8 protein-coding genes are annotated in these 11,901 nt (G+C 49.1%); 2 read left to right on the top strand and 6 right to left on the bottom strand.

What is annotated here, in order from left to right; genetic code table 11:
* Positions 1-71: 71 nt before the first annotated feature.
* A complete protein-coding gene (locus QUA00_RS16830; RefSeq protein WP_333410298.1) occupies positions 72-1,340 on the bottom strand; it encodes a pitrilysin family protein in 1,269 nt (422 codons plus the stop codon).
* 239 nt (positions 1,341-1,579) lie between these two features.
* A complete protein-coding gene (locus QUA00_RS16825) occupies positions 1,580-2,845 on the bottom strand; it encodes a pitrilysin family protein (protein ID WP_333309282.1) in 1,266 nt (421 codons plus the stop codon).
* 337 nt (positions 2,846-3,182) lie between these two features.
* On the opposite strand from QUA00_RS16825, the gene QUA00_RS16820 reads away from it, so the two are divergent.
* Positions 3,183-4,211, top strand: coding sequence for a hemerythrin domain-containing protein (locus QUA00_RS16820; RefSeq protein ID WP_333145193.1), 1,029 nt, complete (start codon positions 3,183-3,185; stop codon positions 4,209-4,211).
* Between the two features lie 296 nt (positions 4,212-4,507).
* Here QUA00_RS16820 and QUA00_RS16815 read toward each other — a convergent pair whose 3' ends face one another.
* The 4 genes from QUA00_RS16815 to QUA00_RS16800 all read right to left on the bottom strand — a co-directional run bounded on the left by QUA00_RS16815 (position 4,508) and on the right by QUA00_RS16800 (position 10,875).
* Complete coding sequence (locus tag QUA00_RS16815) at positions 4,508-5,368, bottom strand: SDR family oxidoreductase (protein WP_333309286.1); 861 nt, start codon at positions 5,366-5,368, stop codon at positions 4,508-4,510.
* Positions 5,369-5,581: 213 nt separating this feature from the next.
* Positions 5,582-8,215, bottom strand: coding sequence for an SdrD B-like domain-containing protein (locus tag QUA00_RS16810; RefSeq protein ID WP_333410292.1), 2,634 nt, complete (start codon positions 8,213-8,215; stop codon positions 5,582-5,584).
* Positions 8,216-8,393: 178 nt separating this feature from the next.
* Positions 8,394-8,684, bottom strand: a complete 291-nt coding sequence (locus QUA00_RS16805) for a hypothetical protein (protein ID WP_333410291.1) — start codon at positions 8,682-8,684, stop codon at positions 8,394-8,396.
* 277 nt (positions 8,685-8,961) lie between these two features.
* Complete coding sequence (locus QUA00_RS16800; protein WP_333410289.1) at positions 8,962-10,875, bottom strand: SdrD B-like domain-containing protein; 1,914 nt, start codon at positions 10,873-10,875, stop codon at positions 8,962-8,964.
* 250 nt (positions 10,876-11,125) lie between these two features.
* Here QUA00_RS16800 and QUA00_RS16795 point away from each other — a divergent pair, with 250 nt between their 5' ends.
* Entirely contained in the window at positions 11,126-11,803 is a 678-nt protein-coding gene (locus tag QUA00_RS16795; RefSeq protein ID WP_333410287.1) for a peptidoglycan-binding protein, read from the top strand.
* Positions 11,804-11,901: the final 98 nt, after the last annotated feature.

The raw sequence follows: 11,901 nt of genomic DNA, 5'->3' as shown, positions 1-11,901 counted from the left end.
CGCCCGTCCAAAAAGGACGGGCGGGACGCCCATCCCACTTTCAAGAGTGGAAGTTATTTAATTCTCATTCCTTAACAAACAGCCGCTACACCCAACTCTGTAATCGCCACCTCCGGGCCAACCAAAGAAATATAAGGTTCTACAAAATATTTCTTAGCAGCATCCCGCGCTTGTGAAGCTGTCACCTGTGCAATTTCTTCTTGAAATTGCTGGTCAAATTTAATTCCCAATCCCAAAATTTCGTACCAGCCTAAAACTTGGGCAATTTGCGAATTAGTTTGTTTTCCTAAAGCATATTGACCGAGCATTTTATTCTTGCAAGCTTGCAATTCTTCCTCGCTTAGTTCGATGTTGGCGAGTCGATCGACTTCTGTACGCAATCCTTCAAAAGCAGTCGTTGTATTTTCCGGCGCCGTACCCATGTACACCACAAACTGAGCCGTGTCCAAGCGCGTCGCATAGAGCGCGGAAACGTCGTAAGCCAAGCCCCGCTTTTCCCGCAATTCCACAAACAATCGGCTCGACAAACCGTTACCCAAATAAGTATTCAGCAACTTAATCGCTGCATAGTCGGGATTTTTGACAGAGGGTGCGAGGTAGCCCAGCATAATCACTGCTTGCTGCGTATCTTGCGCCTTAACGACCGATTTAGGGGAAGGTGATAGGGGGGGTACGGTTAAAGTGGGCAGGGGTGTTAAAGGCGCTTTCCAGTCCCCAAAAGTTCGATCGATCAGGGCGATCGCATCTTCGGTGGATATTCTGCCGGCTACAGAAATAACTACATTATCGGGACGGAAATAGGTTTTGTGGAACTGTTCGAGCTCGTTTCTGGTGAGCTTTGACATAGTAGCTTCCGTGCCCAAGGGAGAGAAAGCATAGGGGTGTTCCTTGTACATCGCGTGCCGCAATTGCTCGAAGGCGATGGCAAATGGCTGTTCTTGTTGCGATCGAATTGCCGATATGGCAATGCGGCGTTCGAGTTCGACTTCAGCTTCCGGGAAAGTGGGCGATCGTGTCAATTGCGCCGCCAACTCCAAAATCTCCTCAAAATCCGCAGAAACCGTCTTCAAACTCACTAAAAAATAGTCTGTAGTAGAGTCGGCACTCAACCTCGCTCCCACCGATTCTACACGCTCGGCAATTTCCAGCGAAGACAGCAGATCGGTTCCCTTAGTCATTACCGCCGACAGCAAGTGACACAATCCTGCTTGTTCCGGCTGCACGTAGCGACTGCCGGCCCGCAGGAATATCCTAGCTGCAATAATATCTGCTGCTGGATTTTCTGCTGCTAAGACAACAATACCGTTGTCTAAAACCGTGCGCTGGATTTCATTTTTCATTGAATTCTTTGTTAACTGTTGACTGTTGACTGTTGGCTGTTGACTGTTGACTGTTGACTGTTCGCTGTTGATTGTTGACCACAGTAACAGATACATTTAACCCGGTAAATCTAGGAATCCACCTAAATCTACTTTTTATGGCATATGCTTAAAACGATCGTGACTTAATGTAACCATCGCTCTTGCTGTTTTAGTTGCAAGTTTTCTTTTACCTTTTTTCAATTAACCGTCCACCGTTATTAGATTGGTTTGAGTACCACGGCCGTATAGCGTCGGGGAGAGAGATATTGTTGAGCTAGGCGCTGGAGGTCTAATGGCCCAAACGCTTTAATCCTGGTGGGATAGCTGAGCGCTAATTCGGCAGTGGCGATCGTATTGTAATATCCATAAAGACCGGCTAGCTGTCCCGGCGTTTCGAGCGAGAAAGCAAAATCGTTGCACAGCAAACGCTTACAGCGCAGCAATTCTACCTCGGAAACAGGCTCAGACTGCAATTGCCAAAGTCGATCGCAAATCCGAGATTCCACCTCTTCGACATCCTTCGCGTCCAAGACTGCACTGATAGTAAATAAACTCGATTCCCGTTGCAATGAGAAAGTGCTGTCGATCGCCTCTACCAATTGTAATTCTTCCCGCAGTTCCCTGACTAAACGCGAAGTCCGCCCGTCTGCCAGCAACACTGACAGCAAATCCAAGCCGCAAGCACTTTGCAAATGTTCAACTCCCGGACCCGTCCAGGCCATCATCAGCCGCGCTTGTTCCAATCGGGGGAGACAGAGTTCCTGACGGCGAATTTCTATCAGTGGCGGTTCCGCCTCTGCGGTTAATTTTGGACAATCCCACCGATCGGAAAACTCCTCAAAAGCTTTTCCCGTAATATCTCTGGCCTGTTGTTCATCAATTCCGCCGACTACCACCACTGTCATATTTTCCGGCTGATAGTGCGATCGGTGGAAACAGCGCATTTCGTGGGGAGTTCGCGACATCAGCAGTTCTTCCGTGCCGAGTACCGATCGCCTGTAGGGATGTCGCTGGTAAACTGTTTCCATCATTGCTTGGAAACCCAGCCAATCGGGATTGTCTTGAGCTTGACGGATTTCTTCTAGCACCACATCTCGCTCCCGATCGAATTCCCGATCCGGAATCGAAGCCCGCAGCAGCAATTCTGCCAGTGGCTGCGCTGTTTCTGCTAAATAATCAGCCGCAGCGTTGACGAAAAAATGCGCGTAGTCGTGACTTGTAGCTGCGTTGGCGACACCGCCGCGATTTTCGATTACCTGGTCAAATTCTCCCGGGGCGATCGAATCCGTCCCTTTAAATATCATGTGTTCTAGAAAATGAGCCATTCCCGACCAAGAATCCGGCTCCAGCGTAGCGCCAGCCCTTACCCACACGTCTAACGCGACCACCGGTGTGGCCGAAATCCGCTGGTGAATGACCGTTAACCCATTATTCAGCTTCCAGACATTGGCTGGGAACTCTAAAGCAGTGAGCAGTTGAGACAAGCTAGTTATTCTTAAACTTTAGTTAACTTCGGCTGCAACTATGGTAGCGCTTTCCAGCTCTGCGATCGGGATTAATTGATACAAAAGTCTGTTGACTGTTGACTGTTGACTGTTGACTGTGGGCAGTGGGCAGTGGGCAGTGGGCAGTGGTCAGGAAGTAATTTTTGCTTTTTTTCAAACAACCTTGAGCCTTAATTTATTACCATTTTTTTGCTCAAAAGTCAATAGGTTGCACGGGATATTAATGAATCAGTCGGGAGAAAGAGGATGTTATCAGAATATATCAATAAATTAAGAGATGTAAGAACACTAAAGACCTTAAGAGGAGAAACGACTGATGGTAGCTACCTTAGAAGATACCAAGCGCCAAGCGATCGCGATGAAATTAGCAGACATGAAAGCGCTGCAAAATCTGTTGATCGCCAACGAGCAATTGTTCATCAATTCCTGCAACGACTCCGAACTAGCCCAGCGCTTCCGGGATATGCTCGAGGACGATCGCAAAAACTTGGGCGTATTAGAAACCGTAATCGTTCAATACGGAATTCAAACCGAGCCCAAAGAAACCAGCGCCAAAATGATTGAAGAAGTTCAGAAACTCATGCAAGGTTCTGAACTCACATTGTTTGAAAAAGTCACCCAGCACGAACTGCTCAAACACAAACAAACAATGGCCGGTTTGTTAATTCACAAAGCTGCTCAAGTAGTCGGCGCCGACATCGAAGCTGCCATTACCCCGCTCAACACAGTTAACTTTGAGAACCGCGCTCACCAAGAACAACTCAAAGGAGTTCTCGAAATTTTAGGCGTGCGCGAACTAACCGGCAAAGACCCCGACCAAGGCGTTTGGGCTCGCGTGCAAGATGCAATGGCAGCCATGACAGGCATCATCGGCGGTGCAGTTACCCGCAGCAAAGATGAGATGAACATCACCGAAATCATCTCAATGGATCACCGCAAAACCGATACCCTATTTATGGAAATCGCAAGCACCGACGATCCTCAAAAACTGCAAGAATTCTTCGGTCAACTTTACAAAGACCTCAGCGTTCACGCAGAAGCAGAAGAACAAGTTGTTTATCCCGCAGTTCGCAGCTACTACGGCAATACTCAAGAACTGTACAGCGAGCAAGCAGAAATGAAGCAGATGCTTGCCCAAATTAAGGCTCTCAACCCTAGTTCTTCTGATTTCAAAGACCAAATCAAACAGCTCCAAACAGCGGTTAAAGATCACATTCGACAAGAAGAAAACGATATGTTCCCTCATATTCGCCGCAACCTGAGCGAAGCACAAATGGAACAAATGGCTACTCAATTCAAAGCAGCCAAAAGCACTATCCAGCAAGAAATGGCTAACCTGAGCTAATTCAGCAGCAAGCTAATTGTAGCTCTAGCTGAGCTAAAAACTAGCTAAACTGCAACCTATCAATCCCGCTACCAAGGTGGCGGGATTACTGTTTTTTTGAAAGACAATTTTAATAAATAAATAAATAAATATATATATTATTTGTAGGGGCGGGTTTCACGAAAGATATTTCGGCTAATTCATAATATAAATAAACCCGCCCTCCACAACTCGGGGGCGAGTTTATTTATATTATGAATTTCATTCAAAGATTTTCGGTAAAACCCGCCCCTACGAGCATTGGAAGCAAGAAGATTTTAGCCGTTAATCACAGATCCTCCGTTGGGATGCAAAATTTGACCCGTCATGTAAGACGAATCTTTGGAAGCTAAAAACACGTAACTGGGGGCAACTTCATCGGGTTGACCGGCGCGTCCCAAGGCCGTGTCTGCACCAAATTTCTCCACTTTTTCTTCAGGGAAAGTTGCAGGAATTAGAGGCGTCCAAATCGGGCCGGGGGCGACTCCGTTGACGCGAATTCCTTTCTCAGCTAAACTTTGAGACAAAGAGCGAGTAAAGGCAACAATTGCTCCTTTTGTGGAGGAGTAATCTAGCAATTGTTGATTGCCTTTGTAAGCGGTGACAGAGGTAGTGTTGATAATTGCACTTCCCTCTTTGAGGTGTTTGAGAGCGGCTTTTGTGAGGTAAAACATTGAGAAAATGTTGGTGCGGAATGTGCGCTCTAATTGTTCGGCGGTGATGTTTTCGATGCTTTCTTGGGGATGCTGTTCGGCGGCGTTGTTGACGAGGATATCGAGGCGGCCGAATTCTTTAACTGTTTGTTCTACAAGGTTTTGACAGAGGCTTTCATCGCCGATGTCGCCGGCGATCGCAATACAGCGTCGGCCTTGTTGTTCGATCGCCTCTTTGGTCTTTTTGGCATCATCATCTTCGTTAAGATAGCTGATGACTACGTTAGCGCCTTCCTTGGCAAAGGCGAGGGCTACCGCACGCCCGATACCGCTGTCTCCGCCAGTAATTAAGGCTACTTTATCGCGCAATTTGTCGCTACCGCGATATCCCTCCGCGAAGGATTGAGGTTGCGGAGTCATCTCGGATTCAATACCGGGTTGCTGTTCTTGATGTTGAGCCGGATTGGTTTGTTGTTGAGTTGGCATAACATATTCCTCTAAGTTCTACCTCTATAAATAAAGGTTTTCTGTAACTAGGGAATCGCTCTTTTTGCCGATCGTAGTCTACTACTAAAGACAGTTCGGGCGATCGAAACCGCTTGTTATTATTGTCAAAACAGCAAAAAGCACGCCAAAACATCATTTGACGTGCTGTTTAAACAAGCTAGCTGCTAATTGCTAAGTCTCGAACTAGAAACCCTAGTTAACATTAAACAAATTAGGCTCAGTAGTAGTCGTAGTACCTAGCAGTAAATTGGTCAGATCTCCAGGCACCAATACAGGTATTGCACTCGCCACTGGGCTTAAACTGGTCAGATCCTCATTAGCAAAGCTAATACCTGGACTACCTCCGAGCAAGTGATCGACGCTGGCCTTAACCGTAGCATCAAGTGAAATGCCGGGGTTATTCAGAGGATCGGTAGGAGTTGGCTCCTCCGGAGATTTACCAATCAGCAGATCCTCCCCCTGCATGCTACTTAGTCTTACTATTCCCGATGGGTCTGGGGTCGTCACAGATGTCGTAGGCACTGTGTTAGGGCCCGGCACGTCAAAGCTAACCGGGTTGGGCCCAGTTGGGATCGGGAAATTGTTGGTAACGCCCGGAGTATTGAAGACTTCCAAAACCGAGTAGCTGGCTGGAGACAAATTATTAAACCGAGCAATACCAGCAGCATCAGTTCTCACCAGCGGTTCTGTTGCAGCATCGTAGCGACCGTTGCCGTTGAAATCCAAAGTGAAGGGCACATCGGCCAGGGGCGGTTCGTTTCCGTTGCGTATACCGTTGCGGTCGTCATCTCGGAATTTAGGAACCAAGAGGTCATAGCGGCGAGAGTTACCCACCAAAGCACAAGTAAAGGTTTGATTCGCACCGAGAACAATATCCAGCGGTTGAGTCGTTTTGAAGAAGCCCGAAGGTAATACTTCCCGAACGCTGTAATTGCCAGGGCGCAAATTGGTGAATGCAAAGGTACCAAACTGATCGGTAATAGAAGTGGGCTCTGTTGCTTGCAACACACCGTCACCATTGGTATCGATAGCAATGGTGACACCAGCAATAGCTGGTTCATTGCCATCTCGATAACCGTTTAGGTTGAAGTCCTCAAACTTGCACCCGGTGATATTGCTGTTGCGTGTGTTGGCAAAGGTAACGTTGGCGTCCTGAGTGTTCAGGGTAACATCAACGCGATCGGGAGTAGAAGGCGAGAAATTCGGCGGTACCACTTCTCGGACGACATAGTTGCCCGGTGACAAGTTGGTAAAGGCAGCTCTTCCCTGCTCATTTGTGCTCAGTTGCTGTTCTCCAGTGTCAGGAGTGCCGTTATTGTTGGTGTCCAGGAAGACACTGATACCCCTAATTGGCGCTTCACCCTGATTTGGTTCGTAGCGACCGTTGGCATTCAAGTCGTTGTATTTGAAGACATTGATGAGTGGTAGAGTGTTGCCCACACCTGCATTATTGCCAATACCCTCAGTAGCTCCAACCGGAGAAAAGGTAAGTGATGGTGAGGGGTTGGGGGCTGGTAAAGTTGTAACTGGCGCAGCAAAAATCGGCCGCTCACCAGTGGTGGCGATCGCTCTTTCACCGACTTGTTGAACGCCGTCGCGGTTGGTGTCTACGAATTTAGGGTCGTTGGGTTTCAGCGTGTAGGTTGAGTCTGCTACTAGGAGCGGTTGCTCTTTGCTGATGGTACCCTGGAATCGCGCCTGCGGCCCTGGTGCCGAAACCAGAGCGGGGTTTGGAGTGGTTGCTACTGGAGCATTGAGGTTTCCTGGGGCACCGCCACCTACTTCTGCAGGCAGTACACCTGGAAAAATTTCCAAGACTCTGTAATTGCCAGCTCGCAAATCCTTGAAGGTAACGACTCCGTTCGCATCTGTGATGGCTATCGGTTCGGAGCCTGCTCCATCCCAGCGACCGTTCCCGTTCACATCTAAAATAAACGGTACTCGGGCAATGGGGGGTTCCAAGAGTCCATTAACAAGATTTCGCAAGCCGTTGCGGTCTTGGTCTCGAAACTTGTTAACTTCAATTTGATAGAGCGGAGTATCGCCAACTTGAGCGCAGGCAAATGTTTGACCTGCTGCTACTGTCACGTCCAGTACGGGAACGTTGCCGGGGGGAGTGCTTTGGGGAAAATCGTTTGTTTCTAAGGGTTCGGCGTTTGGAGGGTTATCGTTAACTTCTAGTCCGGTAACAGAACTAATCTGTCGTCTGATCCGTTCTTCCCGAATCTTGTAGGTTCCGGGTGCTACGTTGAACGACCATGCACCATTTTTGTCTGTTAAGGTGTTCTGTTCCCCTGCATCGCGTTGACCGTTGCCATTTGAATCAATATATATCCTGACATTTTTAATCCCCGGTTCATTCCCATCTCGGAAGCCGTCGGCATCTATGTCTAAATATTTGCATCCAACGATTCGGCTGCCTACATCGACTGGGCCGTTGCCAAAGAAAACGTTGACATTTCTGTTGCCAAGGGTGACAGCTAGGGGGTTGGGAGTAGTAGGGGTTAAACCAGGAGGTATTGCCGTTTCCGTGAGTACGTAATTGCCGGGGACAAGATTTATGAATGAGAACGCGCCGTTAGCGTCCGTCGTGGTTCGTAGCCCGGCATTTACTCCGGGTGATACTGTTGTGCTACCTGTTGCTGTTGCTGTTTGGATGAGAATGGGGACATTCGCCAGACCTGGTTCATTTGCCTGTCTGATGCCATCCCGGTTCTGGTCAAAGAACTTGATGCCTAAAATTGCCGGGCCAGCATTCCCAACCACAACTGGCTGTAATTGCTTGGCACTGAGCTCGTCCAAGTTAGTTAAATCTAAATCTGCCATGATTTCTCTCCTTCACACCTAAATCCACGTAAATTACAGACTACTGTATGGGTTGTAACTTGCTGAGTAGTTTTTACTAATAGCTGACAACCGCTACTCGATTTTACATACGTCTGTACTTGAGGTAATGTTCCCATCTCACACAACAATGCCTCAAGCTTAGTCGCTGGCAAGTATATCAGGTTTTGAAGAACCCTGGCAATTTGAGGGCAACATCTTCAGGATTTGCACACCTTCTCTGTCCGTACATACTTGCTGTTTCGAGCTTTAAAAAGCCTAAGACTGACTTCTCCCCCCTGATATCAAGTCCGGCTGCATTGTTCTTGTTCGTCCTGGTTCGCTGTCCTAGACGATCGCCTCCTCTGGGATTGCCAATGACAGATATCCCAGCATCGATCGAGCTACCGGACTTGATATGACTTGCTTTGCCTGGAAATACGCCGATCGGGTTTGGGCAGGGCTGTTTCATTCTCACCAAAAACATGAATTTTGTAGGGGTAGCACGGCCCCTAGGTCGAATGAAACAGCCCTGCGGGTTTGGGGGAATTACCTGATAGTTTCTCACTCACAGAGATGCTACTGCCTCTGAATCTTGCAACCAATATACAAGCCAGCTTCGGAGTTGCCGGAACTTAGGCTTGAGTGTTGGATGTTGCCAACAATAGGGTATCACGCGATCGCCCTTTCACCTCTTCGTTATTTTTATCTGCGGTTTGGGATTCCGGGCGATCGAGTTTTGTGTCACCCTACATAACCGAGAAATCACTTGCGGCCATCGGCACCAACGAGTGAGCGATCGCCGGATTATTTAATTCATTGGTATTGACAAAATTACCAATTTGTCCATTAGGCTCCAGACCGACATTCTGTTGCCCAAAGTTAGGAGTATTGCCTAAATTTGCAAAAAATCCATCACTCAAAAATTTACTAATTTGATCACTATCACGACACTGGCTCAAAAGCAAGCTATCGGCCCCCATATTGCCCGCCGGTTCGCCCGCATAGTTACTGGCATCCGTCAGCGGGTCGCCCAAGGATTTAGCCGACCTACCGTCAGCCTCTCCCGTCACCAAATCGATGTTGCTAGCCCGAATATCTGCCGAGACAACAACCACCGCAGGTGGAGTCGTTGGAATGAAACCGGGCGGCGGAACTTCGCGGACAACATAACTACCTACAGGAACGTTACGGAAACTGTAATTGCCCTGAACGTCGCTTAAGGTACTCGCTTCGCCCGGATCTAAACTGCTGTTGTTGTTGAGGTCGATGTAAATCTGAGTGTTGGCGATCGGCGGTTCGCCCGGATCTAGGCGGCCGTTAGCGTTAAAATCGTTAAATTTCACACCGCTGATCGTGCCAGTCACCAACACGTTACCAAAGCTGAGATTAGTGGCATTTGTGCCGTTGCCCACGGCGATCGGAGTCGGATTTGGCGTGGTTTGTCGAAAACCGGGCTGCGGGACTTCCCTCACCACATAAGTCCCTGGAGGCAAATTGATAAAAGAGAAATTACCTTGGGGGTTTGTTAAAGTCGAAGGTTCGTTGGGGTCTCGGCCGCCGTTGTTGTTGAAATCAAGGTAAATCGGCCAGTTGGCAACTCTCGGTTCCGTCGGTTCGTTGATACCGTTACCGTTGAGGTCGTTGAACTTGAAGCCGCTGATGCTGCCGGTAGGAAAATTGTTGCCGAAATTGACGCCGACAACATTGGTATTGCCAGTTATGTCGATCGGGCCTGGATTTGGCGTAGTCTGTACCCATCCCGGTTGCTGGACTTCCCTCACCAAATACCGGCCGGGAGAAACATTGGCAAAAGTGTAGTTGCCTTGGGGGTTTGTGATGGTGTTGGGTTCGCCGGGCTCAAAGCTGCCGTTGCCGTTGAGGTCGATGTAAATTGGCCAGTTAGCCAGAGGCGGGTCTGTCGCATCTCTGACGCTGTTGGCATTGAGGTCGTTGTATTTGAGACCGCTGATGCTGCCGACAAAAAAGACATTGCCAAAATTGATGTTGTTGACAGTCGCGTTGGAAGTAACGTTAACCGGGCCGGGGTCAGGCGTGGTTTGGCGAAAACCCGGTTGCTGGACTTCTCTGACCAAATATGTACCTGCGGGAATATTGACAAAAGCGTAATTGCCCTGAGCGTTTGTCAAAGTAACCGGTTCGCCACCGTCGAGCCTGTTGTTGCGGTTGAGGTCGAGGTAAATTTGCCAGTTAGCTAGCCCTTGTTCCCCAGGATCTCGGCTGCTGTTGTTGTTGATGTCGTTGAATTTTGTCCCTGCGATCGTCCCTGCGTTAAAGTTGTTGCCAAAATTGATATTGCCAGCATTTGTGCCGCTGGTAATCGTGATGGGTGCGGGATTTGGGGTAGTTTGGCGAAAGTTCGGCTGCTGGACTTCCCTAACTTGGTAAGTTCCCGGCGGCAGGTTGGCGAAGATGTAGTTGCCTTGCGGGTTTGTGAGGGTGGAAGGTTCGTTAAACTCAGGCTGGCCGTTGTTGTTGAGGTCGAGGTAGATTTGCCAGTTGGGAATGGGGAATTCTCCAGGATCAGGGCGGCCGTTGGCGTTGAGGTCGTTGTATTTGGTGCCGCTGATGCTGCCAACTTGGAAGTTCCCGATGTTGACGTTGCCGATGTCTATTTGGCTGAGGGTTCTGGATTCGGACATGGTGTTGCTGGGGCCCAATGAACGCGGTTCAATGTTTTCTGTAGGGCAATCTAGCAGTTTTTTTGCCAATTGCAGCTATTTCAGGGGATAAATTATTTTTAGGAAAGGGAAGGGCCGGGAATCAGAAATGCCCAATGCCCAATGCCCCATGCCCCATGCCCCATGCCCCATGCCCTGCGCGGGCGGATGCGTAAATTTTTTCCAGATTTGATGTACGATCGCTACCAGTTTTGCAGAGGTCGAATTCCCAATGTTCCAAAACTTGACAGCAAGCTGGAATGAAGCCCGCGAGGTTCCAAGTTTGCTCTTCGGCTGGAGTTTGTGCGGTTTATTGGCAATGAGCTCGATCGCCCCTACTCCTGCTGTCGCACAGCTACCTACCTCCGAACAGAGTAACAGCAACAGCCCGATCGCTCAAACAGGTGCGATCGTCCGCCCCACGCTCAAATTGGGCAGCCGCGGCTCGGAAGTGATCGAACTCCAAGCTGCTCTTCAATTGTTGGGCTTTTATACTGGCACTGTAGACGGGATTTTCTCACAAAGCACCGCTAGAGCTGTCTCTCAGTTCCAGGAAGCAGCAGGTCTGCCTCCCGACGCCATAGTCGGTCAAAATACTTGGAACCGGCTGTTTCCTGCGACTCCGAGTGCGATCGAAAACCCGATCGCCAACGATCCTGCAACTGCCGACAACTCAGAGATTAGCCCCGAAGCGCAGCCCACCAATTTTCCCGTTTTAAGAAGACGAATGCGCGGGCCGGCAGTCAGAGATTTGCAAGAACGGCTGCGGGCCAAGGGATTTTTGCGCGTGAGTGCTGACGGCGTGTTTGGCCCGGAAACTCAAGCTGCTGTCAAGGCGGCTCAGCGACAATATCAACTGCCAGCAGACGGCATTGTCGGCCGCGCAACTTGGGAAGCTCTGCTGCGTTGACACCAAGCAAATAGTGCCGGCTATGCACGTTGCGGTATCGCGCGATCGTACAAATTGTTAATAATCGCTTTTGGAAGTATTTCTGCACGTCAAAAAGT

The sequence above is a fragment of the Microcoleus sp. T2B6 genome (assembly GCF_036700475.1).
Classification (GTDB): Bacteria; Cyanobacteriota; Cyanobacteriia; order Cyanobacteriales; family Microcoleaceae; genus Microcoleus.
The sequence above is the reverse complement of the archived record's forward strand: the minus strand, read 5'-3'. Positions and strand labels throughout refer to the sequence as shown.

What these genes read in the sequence shown, in the direction of transcription:
- QUA00_RS16830 (WP_333410298.1), bottom strand. Translation starts at nt 1,340, where the DNA reads ATGAAAAATGAAATCCAGCGCACGGTTTTAGACAACGGTATTGTTGTC.
- QUA00_RS16820 (WP_333145193.1), top strand. Translation starts at nt 3,183, where the DNA reads ATGGTAGCTACCTTAGAAGATACCAAGCGCCAAGCGATCGCGATGAAA.
- QUA00_RS16815 (WP_333309286.1), bottom strand. Translation starts at nt 5,368, where the DNA reads ATGCCAACTCAACAACAAACCAATCCGGCTCAACATCAAGAACAGCAA.
- QUA00_RS16810 (WP_333410292.1), bottom strand. Translation starts at nt 8,215, where the DNA reads ATGGCAGATTTAGATTTAACTAACTTGGACGAGCTCAGTGCCAAGCAA.
- QUA00_RS16805 (WP_333410291.1), bottom strand. Translation starts at nt 8,684, where the DNA reads ATGAAACAGCCCTGCCCAAACCCGATCGGCGTATTTCCAGGCAAAGCA.
- QUA00_RS16800 (WP_333410289.1), bottom strand. Translation starts at nt 10,875, where the DNA reads ATGTCCGAATCCAGAACCCTCAGCCAAATAGACATCGGCAACGTCAAC.
- QUA00_RS16795 (WP_333410287.1), top strand. Translation starts at nt 11,126, where the DNA reads ATGTTCCAAAACTTGACAGCAAGCTGGAATGAAGCCCGCGAGGTTCCA.